We start from the raw sequence: 23339 nt of genomic DNA, 5'->3' as shown, positions 1-23339 counted from the left end.
TACAATGTCGCCATCTCAAACTTAGCTACAGGATAAGATGGCGACATGGCTGAACTGAAAAACGATCGCTTTCTGCGTGCGCTGCTGCGTGAACCGGTGGATGTAACCCCGGTCTGGATGATGCGTCAGGCAGGACGCTACCTGCCGGAATACCGCGCAACTCGTGCCCAGGCGGGTGACTTTCTGAGTCTGTGCAAAAACCGTGAACTGGCCTGCGAAGTGACCTTGCAGCCGCTGGAACGCTACGATCTGGATGCCGCCATCCTGTTCTCCGATATTCTGACCATCCCTGATGCCATGGGCTTGGGGCTGTATTTCGAACAGGGCGAAGGCCCGAAATTCGAAAAAGTAGTGCGTACCGAGAAGGATGTAGACGAGCTGCCGGTGCCTGATGCGGCCAGTGATCTGGACTACGTCATGGCGGCGGTCAGTGAAATCCGTGGTGCCCTGTCTGGTCGTGTACCCTTGATTGGTTTCTCCGGCAGCCCCTGGACCCTGGCGACCTACATGGTTGAAGGTGGCTCCAGCAAGGATTTCCGCCACATCAAGAAGATGATGTACGCCACGCCTGAGGTGATGCACGCACTGCTGGACAAGCTGGCGCAGTCAGTCACGCATTACCTGAACGAGCAGATCCGTAGCGGCGCTCAGGCGGTGCAGATCTTTGATACCTGGGGCGGTGCGCTGAGCGGCCCGATGTATCAGGAGTTCTCGCTCAAATACATGCAGCAAATCGTGTCAGGACTGATTCGTGAATATGACGGCCGTCGTGTGCCGGTGATCATGTTCACCAAGAATGGTGGTCAGTGGCTGGAAGTCATGGCTGAGGCAGGTGCTGATGCACTGGGCCTGGACTGGACGACCAATATTGATGATGCTCGCCGTCGTGTCGGTGATCGAGTAGCCCTGCAGGGTAATATGGACCCGAGCGTGCTCTACGCACCGGCGGAACGTATCCGTGCCGAAGTGGCCGATATTCTGGCCCGGTTCGGTACCGGCAACGGTCATGTGTTCAACCTGGGCCATGGTATCCATCAGTTTGTCGATCCGGAAAGTGCTAAAGTATTTGTAGATGCGGTGCACGAGCTGAGTGCTCAGTACCACCGGTAATTAGGGGCAGAGCTGCTGTGAGGAGTATTCGCTCGCGGAGCGAGCTCCCACAGATGTTACAGGTTCCAAACCTGTCGTCGCGTTGTGGTGCTCACTGTGGGAGCGCACTCCGTGCGCGAAAGACCGCCCCGCATAAAACCATACACAACGACATCAGTGCATCGATTGAAAGTGTCTACCAGGCAGCGGTGTGATCCATCGCTGCCTGAGTTGTATTTGGGGAATGAATAACCATGAAGAAACTGTCGAACCTTTTTGACAACAACCGTAGCTGGTCTGACCGAATCCATGAGCAGGACCCGGAATTTTTCCCCACCCTGGCGTCCCAGCAGGCTCCGGAATATCTGTGGATCGGCTGTTCCGATAGCCGTGTACCAGCCAATGAGATTGTCGACTTGCTGCCCGGTGAGCTGTTTGTCCACCGCAATGTCTCCAACATTGTTGTGCATACCGATATGAACTGTCTGTCGGTACTGCAGTACGCAGTGGAAGTGCTCAAAGTGAAGCATGTGATGGTAGTTGGACACTACGGTTGTGGCGGTGTCCGTGCCGCTTTGCAGGAGCAGCCTCACGGTCTCATCGACAACTGGCTGCGTAATATTCGTGATGTCTATTTCCAGCACCGTGAGCTGGTTGGCCCCTGGCAGGATACGCCGGCCCAGGTAGATATGATGTGCGAACTGAATGCGGTGCAGCAGGCTTACAATGTCTGTAATACCACCATTGTGCAGGATGCCTGGAAGCGTGGACAGGACCTGAGTGTGCATGGCTGGGTGTACAGCTTGGAGAATGGTCGCCTGACTGATCTGGAGTTCTGCGCGGATTCAGGCACCTCCGCCGAAAGTGAACTGAACCAGGCGATAGCCCGGGTGGAGTCTACGCGTAACAACGCTTAACAAAAGTTGAGCCATGGTTTGGCACTGAAGAAGCCCCATCCGCAAGGAGAGGGGCTTTTTTGTGCCTTGGCAGAGCGTTTAGCTGAGCAAAAGCGTCATGCCTGTTCCGCCGACCAGCAGCAGAGCAAACAGCAAAGCACCCAATATCATGGGCTTCCAGCCAGCCGCTCGGATAGCGCTCAGTCGTGTGGCGAACCCCAGTGCTGCCATCGCCATGGCCAGAAACAGCTGATCCAGCTGATGCAGCAGCGCCAGTAGTTGTTCCGGTAACAGGTCCAGACTGTTGACCAGTGGCAGCAGCATAAACACCAATGCAAACCAGGGAGCTGGCAGTTTTGCCGGTGTATTGCTATCGCTTTGTCCCTTGTTGAACAGGTGGCTCAGGACCAGTAAAACCGGTACCAGGAGCATGACGCGCATCAGTTTGGTAACAACTGCGGTGTGAGCGGCTTCTGTGGGCAGAGCGGCGGCAACTGCGGTGACCTGAGCGACTTCATGAGTGGTAGCGCCAACCAGGCGTCCGAAAGCCGTATCTCCGTTGTGAAACAGGGCCTGAACCCACTCCTGTGCGAACAACCAGGGGTAAAGTAGCATGGCTGCACTGCCAAAAAGCACAACCGTGGCGATGGCGACAGGAACCGCCTGTTGACGCGCACGAATGGTCGGCGCGCTTGCCAGCACTGCCGCCGCACCACAAATCGCACTGCCGGCACCAATTAACACGGCGGTGCGTGCATCCAGCTTGAGCCAGCGAATACCGACCCAAGCAGCAGTGGCCAGAATACCGATTACAACCACCATGTCGATCAAAAGCGCATTCAGGCCGGCACTTTGCAGGTCTGCAAAACTGATACGCAGGCCGTAGAGAATAATGCCGGCACGTAACAAGAAATGCCGGCTGAACTGGAGCCCGGCCTCACTGCGTTTTTCGATGCGTGCACCGACCAGATGACCTGCCAGAATAGCCAGCAGCATCGCCAGTGTCAGGGGGCCGACCATGCCCACAAAGGGAAGGGGGAGCTGGACCAGCAGCAAGGCGCCAAGACTAAGGCTCAATGTCAGCAGCAGGCCGGGCAGCAGCTGGGCAAGCCTGTTGGCTGTTTGTAGACGTTGCTGTAATGGCATGGTGCACCTCCTCGTGAACAGGTGTGCACTTTAAATCGATTGGTTATAAGTTTAAAACGGATTGATTTGGTATTATTGACCAGTTTTTCAGGTAGGTTTGAATCGGTTCGAGGTGCGTATGCTGTCCCTGCGTCAATTGGAAGTTTTTCTGGCGGTGATTGAAACCGGCTCCACGACCCGTGCAGCAGACGCCGTTGCGCTATCCCAGTCTGCTGCCAGTAATGCATTGAGCGAGCTTGAATCAAGGCTGGGGCAAAAGCTGTTTGATCGTGTCGGCAAGCGATTGGTGTTAAACGCCAGTGGCAGAGCCTTGCAGCCGAGGGCGCGTGCACTATTGGTACAGGCACGGGATGCCGAAGCACTATTCACCACGGGAAGCAGTCAGTTGAAGGTTGGAGCCAGCACCACAATTGGCAACTACCTGTTACCGCGTCTGTTGGGAGCATCAGGTCATGCTCTGCCGTGTGAGCGTGTAGAAATCGCCAACACCGATGAGATCGCCGAACGAATGCTCCGGTTCGAGTTGGACCTTGGCTTGATCGAGGGGCGGGCGTTGCACCCTGACCTGGTCATGACACCCTGGCGTCAGGATGAGATGGTGATCGTTGCGGCTTCCGGTTATGAAAACTCCCGACTGGAAGAGCTGCCCTGGATCATGCGTGAGCGAGGGTCGGGTACGCGCAGTGTGGTGGAGCAGGAATTGTTCGAGGCATTAGGTGCGTTACAGCCAGTGTTGGAACTGGGTAGCTCTGAAGCGATTCACAATGCTGTCAGGGCGGGGGTAGGCGTCAGCTGTCTGTCACGACATGTAGTCCAACAGTCACTGCAGAGCGGCGAGTTACAGGTGCTGGCGCCGGAACTCAGTATCCGACGCCAACTGTATCTGCTGCGCCACCGCCAGCGGCCTGATACCGACGCAGTAGCGCGTTTTCTTGAATGCTGTCCGGCGCAAGACTAATTCGGGCTACCACTCGTATCGTTGAAAAAGCCATGAAGGCAACGGAGCTCATTTCGTTTCGCAGGGCCTGGAACGCAAATTCTGTGCGATTCGATCGAGGCCTTCATGGGGGAGCCATCGGGATAGTAGGGGTTGGTGAACGTGTTTAACACGCTTTGCGTTGAATGTGATGGGGATTGATTGAAAGCGTTAAAAAGGCCAATTTTGACATCCAAGTCCTGCATGTCGATGGCATAAACGTGTAAATCAGGGAGTGCAACACGGTTAAGGATGGTACCTACGGGGTTACGAATCCAGTTGGTTTTGATCACAGGCATGTTGTGTGGCTGGACATGTGAAATAAAATCCACAGGATCTATTTCAGAACCCGTGATGACATATTCATATATGGGGAGCATGGCGTTGGTGCTGATTGCAGGTTTGAATAGCAGCCGTGCAAGCCAAGGAGGAATGGGTAAATCCGGGTCAAATAATTCCGGTTCGGAGTCCATTTCCTGGTAAAGGTTTGTAATCATCGTCAGCTCTCTTGCCAAGGGAAGCCTGAGACTTTTTTCAGGTACTGTGAGCGGTAAAATTGGGGGGGCAGGAGGGAGCTCAAACCGCTGTTGCAGAGCATTTAAGACGTCTATCTGGTCTGACATCATCTTGGCAGCGACCATTTTTCCAATCAAGTGCCCTTCTGCGGCTAGTAAGTATCGTAAGGCGGCAATGTTTGCCAATAGCTGCTGGCGTGCCAATAAGGAATCCCCAGCGTTAGCCTGACGAATGCTGTTGACCATTGATATGCGGTTAGCTGCCGTCAGGTACAGGTAAGGCGGTACGTATTCGGACAGACCTGGTTGTGTGAGTACCTGGTAATCATCGAGTTGTATGAATTGGTGCCACCGCTCCAATAACACCTGCTCCTCTGGGCTCGGTGACTGGGTTGGTGAGGGTGTTTCAAAGAGTTCACGCAAACAGTGTGTTTCACTGAAACTGCAATGGCGGGATTGCTCGGGCAGAGACAATGTATCACCCGTGTATATTTCATGTGTAGAGGTGTCCGTCGAGGTGAGTGTGACTGTGTTCTCGTATTTGCGAACCTGGGTAAGTAACGTCTCTCCCGCGATTTCAGGGTGTTGGCCCTGAGGGGCTTGAAGACCGAGCAAATATGTGAAGGCTCGGCTGTCCCCAGAGGGGTGTGTCAGAGTGATGAACGCCTGAATATTTGGATGAAGTCTGTCATCACTGAGTAGCCAAAATGCACCACTGACGAAAGCCGTCAGGATGAGTAATGCAACTAAAACGTGTTTCACGAAACCACCAGAGATATGTGGTTTTTATTACAACGGAGCAAGCTAGTCCGTTAGCCCCTTGCCTCGAAATCCATTTTCGTGGCTTTGCTCAGACAACATAAGTCGTTGAGGTAGCGATGTGAACCCCAGCATCATGATAAAGCCAAGGTTCACATATATGATTTAGCTGATGCTCTGTAGCAAGGCTTGCTCCAGGTCGGCAATCAGGTCATCCACATGCTCAATGCCGATAGACAGGCGCACCATTTCTGGTGACACGCCTGCAGACTTCAATTCTTCGTCGTTGAGCTGACGGTGTGTGGTTTCAGCCGGGATAGATGCCAGTGACTTGCAGTCACCGATGTTTACCAGGCGCAGGAAGATCTGCAGTGCATCGTAGAATTTGCGTGTGCCCTCACGGCCGGATTTAAGGCCGAAGCTGAGAATACCGGAGGCTTTGCCGCCCATGTACTTCTGCGCCAGTGCGAAATCCTTGTGGCTTTCCAGACCGGCGTAATTGACCCATACCACTTCCGGGTGGTTTTCCAGGTATTCGGCGACTTTCTGAGTGTTGTCACAGATGCGCTCCATGCGCAGTGAAAGGGTTTCCAGACCCTGCAACAGCATGAAGGCGTTCATCGGTGACAGCGCTGCGCCCATGTTGCGCAACGGTACGACACGCGCACGGCCAATAAAGGCGGCGGGGCCGAAGGCTTCGGTATAGACCACACCATGATAGGACACGTCCGGCTCATTCAGCAGCGGGAAGCGTTCCTTGTTTTCAGCCCAGGGGAAGTTGCCGGAATCGACAATCAGGCCACCGATCGTCGTACCATGGCCACCGATATACTTGGTCGCAGCCGTGACGATTATATCGGCACCCTGCTCAATCGGGCGCCACAAGGAGGGACTGGGGACGGTGTTATCCACAACCAGCGGCACACCATGACGGTGGGCAATTTCAGCCAGCTTCTCGATGTCGGCAATACCGCCGGAAGGGTTACCCACAGACTCGCAGTAGATCGCTTTGGTGCGAGCGTCGATTTTGCTCTCCAGGGCAGCAAAGTCATCTTTTTGTACGAAGCGGACTTCCAGCCCCTGACGTGGCAGCGTGTGGGCGAACAGGTTGTAGGTGCCGCCATACAGTTCGCTGGTCGAGATGATGTTATCACCCGCTTCGGCCAGTGTTTGAATGGTGTAGGTGATGGCCGCCATGCCTGACGCGACGGCCAGTGCCGCGACACCGCCTTCCAGTGCCGCTACGCGCTTTTCCAGCACGTCGTTGGTGGGGTTCATGATGCGGCTGTAGATGTTGCCCGGAACCTTCAAGTCAAACAGGTCGGCACCGTGCTGGGCGTCATCAAAGGTGTAAGAGGTGGTTTGATAAATGGGGACGGCAGCCGAGTTGGTGGTCGGATCTGTTTCGTAACCGGCGTGCAGCGCGAGCGTTTCCAGTTTCATGTTCTGTCCTTGTTCTTTGTTGTTTGCGTGCACAGCATTCTAGCACCAGATATACGGGTTATTCCTAGTAGTGAAGCTGAGATAAAACAAGGCCAGCCTTCTGAGAGAAAGCCGGCCAAAGCGGTTGCAGGAATTAGGGTCTAGTAAAGCTAGAGCAACAGTTCACTGACCCCGTTATTCCCAACCAGTGTTATGGGATCACCTGCCTCAGCCACTTCATTCCGGATCAGGCTGTGAATGCCGCTGACGCCCGGTGCTGAGTCATTGTCTGTGACACCCTGTAACCAGTCTCTCACCGTACTTAAGTCGTTGGCGTCGTAGGTGGCCGTGACCTCACCATCCTGATCCGGGTCCAGCAGCCAGGTGAAGGTGCGGGCGGCATCCAGTTTAGTATCAATCAACTCGGCATCGCCGTTCTGGGCACCTTGCAGGATATCCAGCATCATATTGCCGGCAGTGGCAGGACGGCCGTCCTCATACTCGCCTGTTATAAACGCGTTGCGGTAAAAGGCCAGTCCTTCGCTGTCGATGGCGCGGTTGAACAGGGAGCCATAAAGGTCGATCAGGAATTGGCTAACATTGGTGTCGTTAATTTCGCCATAGAGGGTTTGGGACTCTTCGGAGCTGGCAAAGGCATCGACGATCTGTTCCAGGCTGCCGCTCTGGTCATTCAGATAATCGGTCCAGAATTCAAGCCCAGCGCTGTCGGCAGGTCGCTGGTAATAGGCAATATACAGCGCTTGAACCTGCTCACTGAGTGTGTCCGTGTTAAAAGCAAGGGCTCCCGGGTCAAGAATACGGCCATTCGCTGAATTGTCGGCATCAAACTCGCCGTTGTCGGTGAGCTGAAAATCAAGGCGCATCCGGTTACCTTCCAGCACAACCTGGCCACCATAGTCTGATGAAGCCAGGTTCACCCAGTTACCTTCATTATTCTGTTTCCAGAAACCATTAACGGCAGTAGTGTCATCCACATACAGGCTGAAGGTCTGGGTGCTGCCAAATCGATCGTCGCCGAGCAGCGCTTCGAACGCAATCATGCCCAATGGTATATCCATGGAGTCAGGCGCATCCTCAGGCCGGTCTTGTTGGTGCACATTGAGCAACTCGACACCGCTGCCGGTGGATTTGCCATTGAGGCTGCCGCCGGTGAGGGTAATGAAAACATGGTTATCTTCGCCTTCCTGACCTTGCGGGAAGAAGGGCAGAGAGGTTACATCCTTCTGCTCGCTATCATCGATTCCGTCGCCGTTGCCATCACCCGGAACACCGGTGGGTGAGATTACCTGATCTTCAACCTCGTCAGGGATACCATCCGCATCGGGGTCGGGTAGATTTTCCCAATCGTTGATATCCGGAAGCGTGGGTTCTGGTTCTGGAGTTGGCGGGGGGGGCGGCACCCGAACGCTCAGGGAAAAGGTTGTACTGACGTTGGTGGCGCCATCTTCTCCACCATCTGCCAGGGTTAGTTCAAATGCAGCTTCGCCGGAGAGGTCGCCTGCAGTAAAGGTGACCAATCCATCCTCGATATCCTGCTGGGTAAAGGTATCACCGATGTCCAGGGTAGTGCCATCCAAGGCAAGCGTGCCACGGGCTGGTATGCTGTCCAGCGTGTAAGTCAGCTGGTCACTGGCATCATCCGGGTCATCTGCGTTCAGGTGAGAGCTATCCAGGGTGATGCTTCTGCCGACGAGAACGCCGGGTCCGCTATTTACAGTAATGACAGGCGAATCATTGATGACATGAACCTCGAAAGTACGTGTGCCTTTCGTACCAGAGGTCAAGTCTCTCCCGTTATTGAGGGTGCCGCCATCATCCTGAATCGAAACAATACTGATCTCACGGGGGCCTGCAGTGGGGGCATCACTGATGTGACGATAGGACAGAGATTCAACAAGGCCTTGCCAGTCAGTAAGCGCCAGGGTGCTGGCTTCAAGTGTAACTTCCAGATCGTAATCACTGTCAACGATGGTGACGTCCAGAGGTTGGCCATTGAGTGACAGGCTTTGAGTACCGGTGACGAGTTCTATCGGCCCTGACAGCTCATCTGCAACCAGGTGCTCATCAGTGCCATCAATAACTCCACCTACCAACAGTTTTACCATTAACAGGCTTTGTCCTGTTTCAATTGTATCAATACCGTTTGCGGTCCACAGATCTGCGTCGGTGCCGTTTTCCGTGTAGTCGCCAGTTGCTGCAATCGGTAAAAAGGCAGGGGCGTCATTAACGTCCAGCACGTCAATGTTCAGTGTTTGGTTGGCAGTATTACCGGCATTATCGGTTGTGGTGGCAGTGATGCTAATGGCAGGGCTGTTTTCATGATCAAGTCCGCCGCCTGCGTAGGTGATTTCTCCCGTCGTGCTGTTGATATTGAACCGCCCACCAGCATCGTCGCTCAGGTTGAAGCTGTAGCCATCATCATCACTTGCCGAAACCGACCCTATGACAGTGTTAGTACCCGCATTCTCAAATACTTCAAGCGGCGCGTTTGCTGAAGGCGGATGGGGCAACTCGTTATCCAGCGAGACATCCGTACTGCTGCCGCTACCCAGGTTGTCGGAGTTGTCGGTCGCATTCACGGTCAGGTTGAGATCGGTGGCGTCAAGTATGCCTTCCAATACCTCGAAAGTGGCTGACCAAAAGCCTCCTGTATTTGAAGCGGTCACCGCTGAGTTACCGCCAAAGTCCGAGAAATCCATGGTGACAGAGGCAACATCTCCATTATTGTCGCCGCTGGCGCTGTTGTCCCAAGTCGCGGTGATAGTATCGCCGACAATAAATTCGCCATTGATTCCGCTCGCACCGGTTAGCGATATGCTGGACGCATTGATGACGGGAGCAACAGTATCAAAGTACATGCTGCTGCCAGTGTTAAAAGCCTCGGCGTTATTGCCGGACGCGTCAGTGATATTGTTCGCATCTTTCAGATCCAGGCGTAGATGACCTTCGCCACTCAAGTTATTAACAGTGACGGTAAAAGCAGTGCCGCTGCCTGTGATTTCAGCAATACTGCCGGCAGCACTTCCTGTTCCATTCAGAGTGAAATCGTCAGCACTTACGGTTAGTACGGCCTCGTTGAAGGTAACAGTGTATTCAATACTGCCTGGTGGGCCTTCTGCTGCGGTAATGGATTGCACTTCAGGGGCGATGTCGTCTATGACTGTGATGCTGAAGGCTTCTTCACGAGTGAGTCCGCCAAGATCCTCTGTACGGACCCGCACGGAATAAGTGCCCGGGTCCATGGCCTGGGGGTCGATAGCTTGAAGACTAGTGCCGGAGAGGGTGAAAAAGCCGTTATCGGTGCTGCCCGCTCCAGATACCAGGGAGTAGGTGTGACTGTCGCCGCGGTTGCTATCGCTGGTTTGCAGTGTCCCGACGGTCACATAGTGATTACCTTCGCTATAACTTACCGACTGGTCACTCAGGTAGAGCGTGTTAGGTGCTTCGTTATCTGGCCGTTCAGCAATATGAAGCGTCAGTGTGTAGTCGAGAACGACAGTGCCATTCCCAATACGGATAGTGTGATCACCTGATGTCGGGTAAATATATGTGAGAGGCGTGTCTGTAAGTGCGGTATTGAGTACAAAACTACTGCCAGTAGTGCTTTTGGGGGTAATAGAAAACTCTGTGCTGCTATTAATGACAATATTGCTCAAGCTAATACTGTAAGCCTCTATGTAGTAGCCTGTCCCTGCGTAGCTACCGAAAGTGACAGGGAGAGAGTCAATCATGTCACTGTTGTCGCCGCCGGAGGCAAGTGAACCGATGAAGGTGTAAATACCGGCTTCGTTAAACAGCCATCGATCATTGGTGCCTGAAGGGCCGACCAGGTCTTCGAAGTCGCCAGACTCGGTGATGTTTCCGGGGGTAGTATCGTAGTCGGCCATGGCTCATTCCTTTGCGTTCGTGATTACAAGATCAAGCGGTTTTAGCGGAGGGCTTATCCAGTTTTAAGATGGGGCTTATGGCACTCCGACCAGGATGCAGTACTGCAATCTGAGATAGGGCTGGCAGTTTTCATGGGGTTGCCCCTGCCCAGTGCTGGTAATGGTCCCTGAGGGCATATGGACGCCCTCACTCGAGTCTCCGTAGATCATCTCTGGAGTTTGTGCGGATAACATGTTCGTCATGTTGGGTTCGGACGCATCCGCTGCCGCGTTCACAACCTGAAAATCATGGGTGTGGGCGGGTATCTCTTCTATGCTCAGGGCTACTGCTGGCTGTCCGGTGCTTTTACCGAATGTTCGATTGGCTAAGCCTGGCCCCTGCCCCTCGCCGATGATGCAGTGGTTGCGAAGATCGGGCAGTTTAAAGGTCGTGTGACCGTTTCCACCGAAAGTGTTCCCTATAAGGGTGTACAGATCCCTATGTTGCGATACGAGTAATTCTTCGCCGTTGCAGGCTTTCCAGCCCCGGGGGATATAGGTGTACGGAAATGCGCGTATTTCACCGACACTGAAGTCAGCCATAGCTTTACTCCTTCCTTGTGTTTAACCCGGTGTTGGATACTGGCCTGTGGAAGCAATGCAGAAACGCAGCGCCAAAGAGGGGCTCATATTGTCATGGGACAGCCCCTCACCTGCTGTAGCAAGAGTGCCGGGTGATAGCTTTAGCAGTGGTTGCTCCTGGGGGGTGGCATAGACGGCCTCGTTGCTAACGGCGAGATAGCCTTCACTAGGCTGATTCGATTGAGCCGGGAAGTGAGCCACTGTTACCTGATGGTTATGTTGTGCCATCTCAGCGTAACCAATGGTCTCTGACTCTGTTCCAAACTTGTCACCGACCACCGGTGGTGTCTGGTTTGGACCTGAGCCGCAGCCAACGGGTACTCGTCCTCTCAGGTCTGGAACCTTAAACGTAGAAACTCCATCGCCGCCAAAGCGAGTTCCAATAACAGCAAAAAGTGCTGAATATTGAGCAATCCCAAGAGGGCGACCATCGCATGGAATCCAGTCGGGGGGCGTGAGCCTTTTTAAATAGGGAATGGCGCGTATTTCACCTATTAGGGCTAAAGAAAAAGACATTATAAGTAGCCTCTTTATTTATGGGCTGGATAAATGCCCGTGAGGGAAATGATGTAATAAAGCACTAATGATGGCTGGGTATTATTATGCGTATGACCAAGCCCCGAGGAGGTTATACTCGACGTGTGTAGTGATCCCGAGCTGTTCTTCGCATACAGTGTGTTGTTAGTTTGAGCCAGCACATGACCAGAAGGCATAGGGCTACTGGCAGGTTCTCCAGAGCAGGCGCAGTGATGGGTGTGGGGGGGAAGGTGTTCTGGCTGGAGGCCGACGTGAGCTTCACCCCCAACCCTGCCGGGCGCGTCCCCATCTGTCCCCTGAACCATGCGCCCATAGAGATTAGGCAGGGCGAAGGTCGTCCGGCCGTCACCGCCAAATCGATTACTCAATAACGAAAACAGCTCAGGGTTTTGTGAGACAGGCAGTAAGGCCCCGTTACAAATATGCCAGCCATGAGGAATCAAGCGACCGGCAAAAAGTCTTATTTCACCAATGTAAGGCTCATCAAACATTATACTGAATCCTTCTTTGCTATTCGGGTGTTGATTAGCACACTGAATAACTTATCCATTCATACAAATGTTCTGACAAGAAGTGCTTAATTTCAAATGTTGTGTTTTATTATTTTTGAGCACTTTTATTATTTCTGAGCATTTTTGTGAGGTTTTGATCTTATTTGGATACAGTAATAAAGAAGCTTTGAAAAGTTGATCGATACGGTTTAATAATTTTAGGAGCAGATGGGAAGGGTCTAGCAAAATTGAGGGTGAGATAAGACTCGCTGATATTCTTGGATATCAGCGAGTCTTTGAGTAGCGAGGTTAAAACAGCAGCTCGGTCACACCGTTATCCCCAGTTAGTGTAATCGGCTCACCGGTTCCAGCGACATCTTCCTTAATCAGGCTGTGAATAGAACCCACGCCTGGAGCCGCATCATTGTCTGCTAAGCCTTGCAGCCATACCCGGACTCCGTCGAGGTCTTTAGCATCATACGTGGCCATAACTTCGCCATCCTTATCCGGGTCCAGCAGCCAGGTGAAAGTACGGGCTGCATCCAGTTTGAGTTCAACCAAATCGGCATCGCTGTTCTGGGCGCCTTGCAGGATATCCAGCATCAGGGTGCCAGCGGTTGCAGGTCTGCCATCGTCATACTCACCGGCAATGAAGGCATTGCGGTAAAAAGCCAGGCCTTCACTGTCTACAGGGCGGTTGAACAGTGTGCCGTACAGGTCGATCAAGAACTGCGTCACGTTGGCTTCGGTAATATCGCCATAGAGTGCCTGTGACTCTGCCGAGGTGGCAAAGGCATCGACCACGCTTTCCAGGCTGCCATCTTGTGCATTCAAGTAGTCCACCCAGAAATCGAGTCCATCGTTGTCAGCCGGGCGCTGATAGTAGGCAATGTAGAGTGCCTGCACCTGGTCGGCCAGGCTTTCGCTGCCAAAGCCCAGTGCACCGGGGTCGACAATGACGCCATTGGCGATACCGTCTTCATCAAATTCGCCGCCGTCGGTGAGTTCAAAATCCAGACGCAGTTTGCTGCCTTCCAATACCACCTTGCCGCCGTATTCGGCAGATGCTAGGTTGACCCAGTCACCGGCCGTGTTCTGTTTCCAGTAGCCGTTGACAGCAGTGGTGTCATCCACATAGAGGCTGAAGGTTTCGGTGCCACCGCTCTCTTCGATCTCGGCATTAAAGGCGATCAGGCCCAGCGGCATATCCAGCTCATCAGGTGCATCTTCCGGTTTGTCCTGCTGGTGCACGTTGGTGAGCCTGGTGCCACTGCCGGTCGCTGTGGACTTTCCATCGGTCGTGCCGCCAGTAAGGGAAACGAACACAGGCTCTGCATCAGGTTCAAGCGAGACGCTTTCAGTGTTTCGGAAGGGGACAGACGCGACGTCCTGCTGGTTTCGGTCAGCGATGCCATCGTCGTTGCCATCACCTGACACGCCGGTAGGTGAGGTGACAAAGTCTTCCACAGACTCGGGCACTCCATCGCCATCCTCGTCGGGAAGTTCATCCCAGGTGTCTTGGTCGGGCAATTCTGTGGGTGTTTCGGGCTCGGTTGGTGGCGGTGGCGGTGATGTGACACTGATCGATAGGGTGTTTGGGGTTGTGTCTGCTTCACCTGTGCTGTCTTCGACGGTAAAGGTAAAGCTGTCGCTGCCCGCCGCAGAGGAGGCATAGACCAGCTTGTCGATATCAGCGAAAGCAATCCAGTCCCCATCCGAGACCGGGAGGCCTTCCAGCTCCAGACTGCCGTTATCAATGTCCTGTACAGTGATCTGTACACGGGCCAAGGTGTCGCTGGTATCAGCGTCGCTGAAGCCAAAGTCACTGGCACTGAATGTGTGGGCTCCTCCCGTGGTCACTGAAAGAGTTTTGTCGGCGCCTTCGGGAGCATCGGGGGTGTTGGTAATATCCAGGCTATAAGTGGCCACGGATGAGGTCTGACCACCGGCATCGGTGGCTGTCCAGTCGAAACCGGCAACACCGTTACCCGCCAGGTTGTCGGTGGGGGTGATGTCCAGCTTGCCGATATCGGCAATATTGATATACACGGTGCCGCTCAGGTTGCCGGCGGTGGTGGTGTAGTTGATACCACCCACCGTTGAGGTACCAGCGGTGCCAGAAGAGTCAAGCGACAGAACGCCACCGGTGACGGTCGAGGTATCAATGGTGATGTATTCGACTGGTTCATTGCCTATATCTTCTGCTGTCGGTAGCTCTGTGGCAGACAGGTTCACAGCCGTATCTTCAGTCCCGCTATCCGTATAGCTACTGGCAGTAGGTTTGGTGGCATCTAAAACTGTTACCGTTGAAGTGATGCCGGTAGACCAGGTATCGTCGCCGTTGTTCGCTGTGCCACCCACGTCCTTGACTTCAGTAATGGTAAAGACACGGTTACCTGTTGTGACTGCTCCAAGAGTATTCTCATAGGTCATGTTATCCAGGGCAGTCTGGAAAACTGTATTGGCTGCCGAGGCAGCGCCTGTCCCCGTGATTACAACCGTTGCTGTACCTGAATTATATGTAACGGCGTAACCTATGTTGCCGTTGGTTGCGTCAGTTGCCGTGACTGTTGTCATTAAGTCGACGGTCGAACCATCAATGTTTAGCTTCTCGCTATTGGTATCAACCAACCCTGAAACAGTAAATGTAACGCTTGCGATATGCTCGTTTTCCACAGCACTGATAGCTGTAGATGAGAAAATAGAGACTGCAGCGCCACCACCGGCAGCCATAGTATCGTCACTGGTCGCCGATACTGTTGGGGCATCGTTTATCTGCACCAGGGTAACGGTTGATGCAACCGCCAGTGAGCCAGTGTTATCGCCACCGTTGGCCGTGCCACCGCTGTCTTGAATGCTGGTCAGGGTGACCACACGGTTGCTGGTCGAGGGTGAGTTACTGTTGTTCTGATAACTCATATTGTCGATCAGCGTCTGTGTCGCCGCAGAGGACATGCTACCACCGGTCATGGTGACGGTCGCCGTGGTGCCAATCACCATCACGCTGTAGTTCAGGCTGTTGCCTGCGGTTGAGCCATTGGTACCGTGGGTGAGTACAACGGTAGTACCGTCAACATTGATCCGTTCATTACTGCCATTGGTGACGTTGGTAATGGTGAAGCTCAACCCACTGATGGTCTGGCCGGACTCGATGGTATCGATACTCGTGCCGCTGAACAGGCTGGCCGCAGCACCTCCCTCGGTAAACGTAGGATCGCTACCCGTAGCGGTCAGTGTCGGCTCGTCGTTGACCCCCACCACCGTAACCGTCGAGGCAACCGCCAGACTGGCTGTATCGTCACCACTGTTAGCGGTGCCACCGCTGTCCTGAACACTTGTCAGGGTAACAACTCTATTACTGGTGCTTGGCGTATTGCTGTTGTTCTGGTAGCTCATATTATCAATGAGCGTTTGTGCTGTTGCAGTAGACAGGGTTCCGCCGGTCAGCACGATGGTGGCAGTGGTCCCGGCGACGGTAACGCTGTAACTGAGGCTGTTTCCAGCTGTGCTGCCACTGGTACCGTGGGTCAATACGAGAGCGGTACCGTCGATATTAACGACTTCGTTAATACCGTCTGTAACATTGCTGACGGTAAACGTTAATCCTTTGATGGTTTGCCCTGCTTCAACGGTACTGATGTTGGTACCATTGAACAGGCTGCCTGCGGCCCCGCCTTCAGTGAAGGTGGGGTTTGAGCCGTTGGAGGTCAGGGTTGGTTCATCGTTGTTCTGCACCAGGGTAACGGTTGATGCAACCGCCAGTGAGCCAGTGTTATCGCCACCGTTGGCCGTGCCGCCGCTGTCCTGAATGCTGGTCAGGGTGACCACACGGTTGCTGGTCGAGGGTGAGTTACTGTTGTTCTGATAACTTATATTGTCGATCAGCGTCTGTGTCGCCGCAGAGGACATGCTACCACCGGTCATGGTGACGGTCGCCGTGGTGCCAATCACCGACACGCTGTAGTTCAGGCTGTTGCCTGCGGTTGAGCCATTGGTACCGTGGGTGAGTACAACGGTAGTACCGTCAACATTGATCCGTTCATTACTGCCATTGGTGACGTTGGTAATGGTGAAGCTCAACCCACTGATGGTCTGGCCGGACTCGATGGTATCGATACTCGTGCCGCTAAACAGGCTGGCCGCAGCACCTCCCTCGGTAAACGTAGGATCGCTACCCGTAGCGGTCAGTGTCGGCTCGTCGTTGACGACCGTCATTAGGACGGTACGGGTATCAGAGTTGCTAGCCGCATTTTTATCCGTTGCGGTGAAGGTGACAGTACGATTGGATGTGCCTGGGTCGTTGGTAGTAGAGTCGTAGCGAATTGACTGCAGTACTTCCTGTACATTGGCATTGGTGGCGTCATTGTCAAACGTAATGGTGAGTTTGGTGCCACCCGTGACTGTACCACCGCTGGCACTTAGGTCGCCGATATCAACCCCGTTGGCAAAAACATCAGTGCCACTGATGGTAATAGCGGTTCCATCGCCGTCGGAATCGACGGTGCTGAGACGGTCGCCAGCTTCGGCATTACCTGTAATTTGTACTTCCAGTGTGCCGCCATTCCAGTCGGTATCACCATCGGCATCACTAACTGTCCCTGTACTATCGAGTTGTGTGGCCGCATTATCTTCGGTATAGGCTAGATTTGTATCAGCAATAGATATCGTGGGAGTGGAATTGGAGGGGATTGCTGTATCAACTTGTAGGTTGTCGAGAAAGATCCAATTAGTATTGGCAACCACTTTTACTTCATCCACAGAGCCCCAGTTTAGAGTCCAAGTGCCCGATGAGGTATCAGGTGCGTTGAATACTTGACTCTCAACTTGCACACCATCTCGGAAGCCATACATACTAACTGTTGCAGTGGCTGGGTTGCCCGCTGTATCAATGACATAATCGATACCAGTAAATTTAAAATTTGAGCTGTCATTGCTGTAAAAGCGGGTTGAAGTTGTGTTTATGTCGTTTGTAAGACTTGTTTCATGAGGATAGACCCCTGTTTCACCTCCGAATCCGTTGAAGCGCCAGCCATCGTAAGATAGATCATCAATAACCGTGCCGTTCGCGAGTGCAGATGTATCCGCGAGCCCTAGGCCATCGTAAGTAGTCGTTTGAATACCTGATATTGGTAGCGCTAAAACACCCACATATGTGTCGTAGTCAAAAGCAATCTTGGATGACTCTACATCTCCTGATGCATGCTCTAGCTCCCAGTCCCCTCCGAGCTTATGGTTCCCTGTTAAATTGTCTGAGGCTGCAATATCTGCTCTGGTTATTTTAGCTAAGTCTTGTATAAAACTTAGTCCTTTCTCATTTCCTGCCACTGAACAACCATAGAGCAAAATATCGCCATCTTCCGACAGAGAGTTACCAATGGTTTCCAGAGCGTCTTGATAGTGTTCAAGGCTGTCATTGTTCAGAGAGCTATCACCAAGATAAACCGCTCCATCTGAGCCGTGAGAGAGGACATGTATGGCATCTATCTCGGAGCGATCAGACAGGTAATCCGCCATTTGCTTAACGCCATCGCTACCTGCTTCGAGAAAAACGATTTCAGCGTTTTCTCCCAAACCTGCCATCAGTGTGTCGGGGTCAGGAACTAAGGCATCGATAAAGTAGACTTCCGAACGAGTTGCTGCTTTAGGTGCCTCAAGGTTTACATTAACGGGGCTATCTGATCGGGAGGACATAGGGAAACCCTTTTATAATATGCTGGTAAGACAAAATTAAGGCTATCGCCTCTTACCACCACAGAAGTCAGTTTCCCTTGTCGCTTTTGAACGATCCTGTTCTCTGGCTACTGTTTTATCGCCAGTATCAACGTGGCTGTGCCGTAAATGCCGAGGCCAGCTCACCAAATGACTTGGGTGGTAGACTATGCATTTTCCATAGTCTGAATAGAGCAAAGGTATTGTGTGCCAGGCGGGAGGGGGCTGCCCTTTTGGTCAAATAAAACTGTTCTTTTTCAGTAACAATTATGTACGTGACGCTATCGTTTTTTTCAATCGATGTCCATTGTTCAGAGCACAGTTATCGCTCAAAACACTACTTCATCTCTCTCGCTGGCTTGTTACAATCGGCCACCCATCCAATATCGTCTACTTGCCCTGGAGACACCTCATGGCCAAGACCAAAACTGCTTTTGTCTGTAACGATTGCGGCGCCGATTACCGCAAGTGGCAGGGGCAGTGTTCGGCCTGTAGTGCCTGGAATACGATCACTGAAGTGCGCCTGGGGTCTGACGCAGGCGGTGTGCGCAGTGCGCGTTTTGATGGTTACGCCGGTGGGACGGGGACGAAAAAGAAAGTCGTAACCCTCAGTGAGGTGGCGCTGGAAGAGATGCCGCGCTTTACCAGTGGCAGTGCCGAGCTGGACCGGGTGTTGGGCGGCGGTCTGGTGCCGGGGTCGGCGGTGTTAATTGGCGGTCATCCGGGGGCGGGCAAAAGTACCTTGCTGTTGCAAACCATGTGTCATTTGGCGGCTGGGATGCCGGCGCTGTATATCACCGGTGAGGAATCCCTGCAGCAGGTAGCTATGCGTGCGTCGCGTCTGGGCCTTAAGGCTGATCAGTTGCAGATGCTGTCTGAAACCTCGGTGGAAGCGATCTGTGATCTGGCCAACGAGCTGCGGCCCAAGGTGATTGTGATCGATTCCATTCAGGTGATGCACGTGGCCGATGTGCAGTCGGCGCCGGGCTCGGTGTCACAGGTGCGCGAAAGTGCAGCGTTTCTGACGCGTTTTGCCAAGCAGACAGGCACGGTGCTGTTTCTGGTGGGGCATGTCACCAAAGATGGTTCGCTAGCCGGCCCGAAGGTGCTGGAGCATATGATCGACTGTTCACTGCAGCTGGAAGGGTCGTCCGACAGTCGCTTCCGCACCTTGCGCAGCCACAAGAACCGTTTTGGTGCTGTGAACGAATTGGGTGTGTTCGCCATGCTGGAAAATGGGCTTAAAGAGGTGAAGAACCCCAGTTCCATTTTCCTCAGTCGTGGCAGTGAACCCAGTCCCGGTAGCGTGGTGATGGTGGTGTGGGAAGGTACTCGACCACTGTTGGTAGAACTGCAGGCGCTGGTGGATGAGTCTCACCTGTCCAACCCGCGTCGCGTTGCAGTCGGTTTGGAGCAGAACCGTTTGGCAATGTTGTTGGCGGTATTGAACCGTCATGGCGGTTTGATGACGGGCGATCAGGATGTGTTCGTCAACGTGGTGGGTGGGGTCAAGGTGCTGGAAACCAGTGCCGACCTGGCACTGCTGCTGGCGGTGGTGTCCAGTTTCCGCAATATGGCCCTGTCACAAGAGTTGATGGTGTTCGGCGAGGTGGGACTGTCAGGGGAAATCCGTCCTGTGCCCAATGGTCAGGAGCGCATTCGTGAGGCATCCAAACACGGTTTCAAGCGTGCCATCGTGCCGATTTCAAATGTGCCCCGTGAAAAAGTACCCGGAATGGAAGTGGTCGGCGTTAAAACGCTGTCAGAAGCGCTGGATGCGATCTGACAGCGGGTTTACTGATCTGCGTCGATCAGCTGTTCCAGTTCGCGCTCCAGCAGGCTCTCGTCACCCAGGTTCAGCTCAACCAGCCGGCGCAGGTGAGTGATGCTGTCGATGTCCATCTCTTCAGCGGTAAAGCCGTAGTAGGGGGCTTCGATGTGTGTGAGCGTGGACGGGATGTTGATCAGAATGTCGTTGGCCAAATAAAGGTGCAGTTGTGCACTGTCTCCCTGAGTAATCGGTAGCGCCTGCTCCGATTCCACCAGTGCGCCACGCAGAGATATATCGATCAGCTGGACCACGGCGCCGCCCTTGTCACTGTGCAGCTCGCACTCGGCATCGAAGGGGATGCGGGTAAAGCGTCGACGTTCGGTGTTGTTATTCACGCTTGCACTCCTGGTTCCTCGGCTGGATCTCCAAGATAGTATTACACTCGTCGCAGAGTGGAAACAGCCTGCTTCAGATCAATACGCATGTGTTGATGCTAGTCTACCTTTGACTGCTTGGGCAAAAATTCACCGGAGAGCACATGTGGGAAGTGATGAATGATCTGATAGCCGCACGTCGGCACTCACGCTATTTCAATCATACACGCAGCTACCATTTGTTCACCCGTGTCAGAATGATCGCCTGGTTGTTAATGGTGCTGCAAAGCGGATGGATCCTGATCGACTGGCTGTTGCTGCCGGCCGAAGCCAGTACCACCATTGCCTATGCCCGTTTGGCCAGTAGTGGCTGCTGTCTGTTGTTGGGGCTTTGGTATACGCACCCTTACCGGCTGGACGTGTCGCTGATACGGCTGTTGGCATTGGTACTTGTCTTGACCCTGTTTCAGACCGCCAGTACGGTGATTCTGGAGCAGCATGGCTATCACGCAACGGTGGCCGGGTACGCCTTTTTCCCGTTCATGATTATCACCATGTTGGCGATCTTCCCGCTGACGTTGTTTGAGGTGGCTGGCTTTGTCTGTTTTGTGCTGTTGGTAGAGCTGGTGACTCAGCTTTGGCTGGGTGCCTGGGGCGGTGTCAGCGGACTGAATGATCTCTGGTTACTGGCGATTCTGGGGGCGATTGCCGGTTGGGCTTCGATCAATCAGCTGAACATGTTGCTGGTGCTCTACCGTCAGGCCACACGTGATCCGCTTACCGGGTTGGCGAACCGGCGCCAGGTGATGGAACAGCTGGAAGAGGACATCAAGGCGGCGCATGCGCAGGGGACACCGCTTACGGTGATGATGTTTGATCTGGACAAGTTCAAAAGCTTCAACGATCAGTACGGCCATGCGGCCGGGGATATCGTGCTCAAGCAGTTTGCCAAAATCCTGCGTGAGCATGCCAAGCGTAAGGTGGATCTGGCCGGACGTTTTGGGGGCGAGGAATTTTTGATGGTGCTGCCCAATATGAAAGCCGAGCAGGTAACCGAAGTGGCAGATGCCATTCGTCAGGCCTGTCATGCTTCGCGTTTGAAGGTGCCAACGGGAGATGAAGTCAGCTTTACAACCAGTATCGGTATCTCGATGCTGGAGGAGGGGGAAGGGGGCTCCAGCCTGTTACAGCGCGCCGATGAGGCGTTGTATCAGGCCAAGGACAGCGGTCGTGATCGTTACTGCATGGCATCCTGGAAAGAAGCCGCCTGAACCTTAGGTTTCCATCACCTGGAAATAAAAGAGCCGCCCTGAGGGCGGCTCTTTTGTCTTTGGCGCTTGGCAGCGTCAGGCTCAGCTCATGCGGCGGTACTTGATACGCTCTGGCTGATGGTCCTTGCCGAAGCGGCGCTTGTAGTCCTCGGCGTACTCGGTGTAGTTGCCTTCGAAGAACTCCACGTTGGAGTCACCTTCATAGGCAATGATGTGCGTACAGATACGGTCGAGGAACCAGCGGTCATGCGAGATCACCACGGCGCAACCCGGGAAGGCCAGCAGGGCTTCTTCCAGTGCACGCAGGGTTTCGATGTCCAGATCGTTGGTCGGCTCATCGAGCAGCAGGACGTTGCCGCCTTCTTTCAGCAGCTTCGCCATGTGCAGACGGTTGCGCTCACCACCGGACAGGTCCTTGACGAACTTCTGCTGGTCGGAACCCTTGAAGTTGAAACGACCGCAGTAGGCGCGTGCTGGTGTTTGGAAGTTGCCGACGGTGATGATGTCCTGACCGTCTGAAATTTCCTGGAACACGGTGTTGTCGCCGTTCAGCTCGCGTGACTGGTTGACGTAAGCCAACTGCACGGTGGAACCGATCTGGATCTCACCGGAATCCGGCTGTTCTTCGCCGCTGAGCATGCGGAACAGGGTGGACTTACCAGCGCCGTTGGGGCCGATGATGCCGACGATGGCACCCGGCGGGATGGCGAAGTTCAGGTTTTCGAACAGCAGCTTGTCGCCGTAGGACTTGGTGACATCATGCAGTTCGATGACCTTGTCGCCCAGACGCGGACCCGGCGGAATGTAGATTTCCTGGGTTTCGTTGCGCTGCTGGAATTCGCGGGAGTTCATCTCCTCGAACGCCTTCAAACGGGCCTTGGACTTGGTCTGGCGACCCTTGGCACCCTGACGTACCCACTCCAGCTCGGACTTCATTGCCTTGCGGTGAGAGGCTTCGGACTTCGCTTCCTGTTCCAGGCGCGCTTCTTTCTGCTCCAGCCAGCTGGAGTAGTTGCCTTCCCAGGGGATGCCGTGGCCACGGTCCAGTTCCAGAATCCAGCCGGCAGCGTTGTCGAGGAAGTAGCGGTCGTGGGTAATGGCGACCACGGTACCGGTGTATTCCTGCAGGAAGCGCTCGATCCAGGCGATGGACTCGGCGTCCAAATGGTTGGTCGGCTCGTCCAGCAGCAGCATGTCAGGGTGGTCCAGCAGCAGGCGGCACAGGGCAACACGGCGGCGCTCACCACCGGACAGATTCTTCACTTCGGCGTCCCAGGGCGGCAGACGCATGGCGTCAGCGGCACGCTCCAGCGCCTGGTCCAGATTGTGACCATCTTTGGCTGTAATCAGGTTTTCCAGTTCGCCCTGCTTCTTGGCCAGTTCGTCAAAGTCGGCGTCCGGGTCGGCGTAGGCAGCATAGACCTGGTCCAGCTCGGCCAGCGCATCCTTGACGTCGGAGACCGCTTCTTCGATCACTTCACGTACGGTCTTGCTGTCATCCAGCTCCGGCTCCTGCGGCAGGTAGCCCACTTTCATGTTGGGCATGGGACGCGCTTCACCGGTGTATTCGGTGTCGACACCGGCCATGATGCGCAGCAGGGTAGATTTACCGGCACCGTTCAGACCGAGTACACCGATCTTGGCACCGGGGAAGAACGACAGGGAGATATCCTTGAGGATTTCACGCTTGGGCGGTACCACCTTGCCCACGCGGTTCATCGTATAAACGTACTGAGCCATCAGTTTGCCTGTAAATTTGGGGTTGAAAAACAGCCAGATTCTACCCTCGGCTCTATTGGAATGCCATGTGGGGTTTCAGAGGGAAATTGTCAGGGGAAACACTATTGGCAAGCG

General features: G+C 54.0%; 15 protein-coding genes and 1 pseudogene. 5 read left to right on the top strand and 11 right to left on the bottom strand.

Annotated elements, in window-relative coordinates; genetic code table 11:
* The first annotated feature begins 45 nt into the window (after positions 1 to 45).
* Both hemE and can read left to right on the top strand, forming a co-directional pair.
* Entirely contained in the window at positions 46 to 1110 is a 1065-nt protein-coding gene (hemE, locus tag BW956_RS18690; protein ID WP_010323479.1) for a uroporphyrinogen decarboxylase, read from the top strand.
* A 233-nt stretch (positions 1111 to 1343) separates the two neighbouring features.
* Positions 1344 to 2006, top strand: coding sequence for a carbonate dehydratase (can, locus tag BW956_RS18685; protein ID WP_010323478.1), 663 nt, complete (start codon positions 1344 to 1346; stop codon positions 2004 to 2006).
* A gap of 78 nt (positions 2007 to 2084) precedes the next feature.
* On the opposite strand, the gene BW956_RS18680 is transcribed toward can, so the two are convergent.
* Positions 2085 to 3131: a YeiH family protein gene (locus BW956_RS18680; RefSeq protein WP_076465230.1), complete on the bottom strand. Its 1047-nt coding sequence runs from the start codon at positions 3129 to 3131 to the stop codon at positions 2085 to 2087.
* 118 nt (positions 3132 to 3249) lie between these two features.
* Here BW956_RS18680 and BW956_RS18675 point away from each other — a divergent pair, with 118 nt between their 5' ends.
* Positions 3250 to 4089, top strand: a complete 840-nt coding sequence (locus tag BW956_RS18675; protein WP_076465228.1) for a LysR family transcriptional regulator — start codon at positions 3250 to 3252, stop codon at positions 4087 to 4089.
* Here BW956_RS18675 and BW956_RS18670 read toward each other — a convergent pair.
* From BW956_RS18670 to BW956_RS22930, 8 genes and pseudogenes are all read right to left on the bottom strand, one after another.
* Positions 4086 to 5384, bottom strand: coding sequence for a hypothetical protein (locus BW956_RS18670; protein ID WP_076465225.1), 1299 nt, complete (start codon positions 5382 to 5384; stop codon positions 4086 to 4088). The two genes, BW956_RS18675 and BW956_RS18670, sit on opposite strands and share 4 nt — an antisense overlap.
* Positions 5385 to 5546: 162 nt before the next feature.
* The gene (locus BW956_RS18665) at positions 5547 to 6824 is read right to left on the bottom strand and encodes an O-acetylhomoserine aminocarboxypropyltransferase/cysteine synthase family protein (protein WP_076465222.1); all 1278 of its coding nucleotides are present in this window, start codon (positions 6822 to 6824) and stop codon (positions 5547 to 5549) included.
* Between the two features lie 149 nt (positions 6825 to 6973).
* Positions 6974 to 10711, bottom strand: a complete 3738-nt coding sequence (locus BW956_RS18660; protein ID WP_076465219.1) for a cadherin-like domain-containing protein — start codon at positions 10709 to 10711, stop codon at positions 6974 to 6976.
* 75 nt (positions 10712 to 10786) lie between these two features.
* The gene (locus BW956_RS18655; protein ID WP_076465216.1) at positions 10787 to 11293 is read right to left on the bottom strand and encodes a phage tail protein; all 507 of its coding nucleotides are present in this window, start codon (positions 11291 to 11293) and stop codon (positions 10787 to 10789) included.
* Between the two features lie 21 nt (positions 11294 to 11314).
* On the bottom strand, positions 11315 to 11848 hold the full coding sequence (locus BW956_RS18650) for a phage tail protein (RefSeq protein WP_076465214.1): 534 nt from the start codon (positions 11846 to 11848) through the stop codon (positions 11315 to 11317).
* A 14-nt stretch (positions 11849 to 11862) separates the two neighbouring features.
* Positions 11863 to 12360 carry a phage tail protein gene (locus BW956_RS18645; RefSeq protein ID WP_076465211.1) on the bottom strand — a complete coding sequence of 166 codons (498 nt, stop codon included), beginning with the start codon at positions 12358 to 12360 and terminating at the stop codon, positions 11863 to 11865.
* A gap of 309 nt (positions 12361 to 12669) precedes the next feature.
* The gene (locus tag BW956_RS18640; RefSeq protein ID WP_244894393.1) at positions 12670 to 17118 is read right to left on the bottom strand and encodes a beta strand repeat-containing protein; all 4449 of its coding nucleotides are present in this window, start codon (positions 17116 to 17118) and stop codon (positions 12670 to 12672) included.
* A gap of 411 nt (positions 17119 to 17529) precedes the next feature.
* Positions 17530 to 18051 (bottom strand): annotated as a pseudogene (locus BW956_RS22930) (DUF4347 domain-containing protein); the annotation flags it as partial.
* 430 nt (positions 18052 to 18481) lie between these two features.
* On the opposite strand from BW956_RS22930, the gene radA reads away from it, so the two are divergent.
* The gene (gene radA, locus BW956_RS18635; protein ID WP_076465206.1) at positions 18482 to 19855 is read left to right on the top strand and encodes a DNA repair protein RadA; all 1374 of its coding nucleotides are present in this window, start codon (positions 18482 to 18484) and stop codon (positions 19853 to 19855) included.
* A gap of 8 nt (positions 19856 to 19863) precedes the next feature.
* Here the strand turns inward: radA and BW956_RS18630 are convergent, their stop codons facing one another.
* The gene (locus tag BW956_RS18630) at positions 19864 to 20235 is read right to left on the bottom strand and encodes a PilZ domain-containing protein (protein WP_076465203.1); all 372 of its coding nucleotides are present in this window, start codon (positions 20233 to 20235) and stop codon (positions 19864 to 19866) included.
* Positions 20236 to 20378: 143 nt separating this feature from the next.
* Between BW956_RS18630 and BW956_RS18625 the strand changes: the two genes are divergently transcribed.
* Entirely contained in the window at positions 20379 to 21485 is a 1107-nt protein-coding gene (locus tag BW956_RS18625; protein ID WP_076465200.1) for a GGDEF domain-containing protein, read from the top strand.
* Between the two features lie 81 nt (positions 21486 to 21566).
* Here BW956_RS18625 and ettA read toward each other — a convergent pair whose 3' ends face one another.
* The gene (gene ettA, locus BW956_RS18620) at positions 21567 to 23225 is read right to left on the bottom strand and encodes an energy-dependent translational throttle protein EttA (protein ID WP_076465198.1); all 1659 of its coding nucleotides are present in this window, start codon (positions 23223 to 23225) and stop codon (positions 21567 to 21569) included.
* Positions 23226 to 23339: the final 114 nt, after the last annotated feature.

Source organism: Marinobacterium stanieri (assembly GCF_900155945.1).
Taxonomy (GTDB): Bacteria; Pseudomonadota; Gammaproteobacteria; order Pseudomonadales; family Balneatricaceae; genus Marinobacterium; species Marinobacterium stanieri.
Note: the sequence above shows the minus strand (reverse complement) of the source record. Positions and strands in the feature narration are given on the sequence as shown.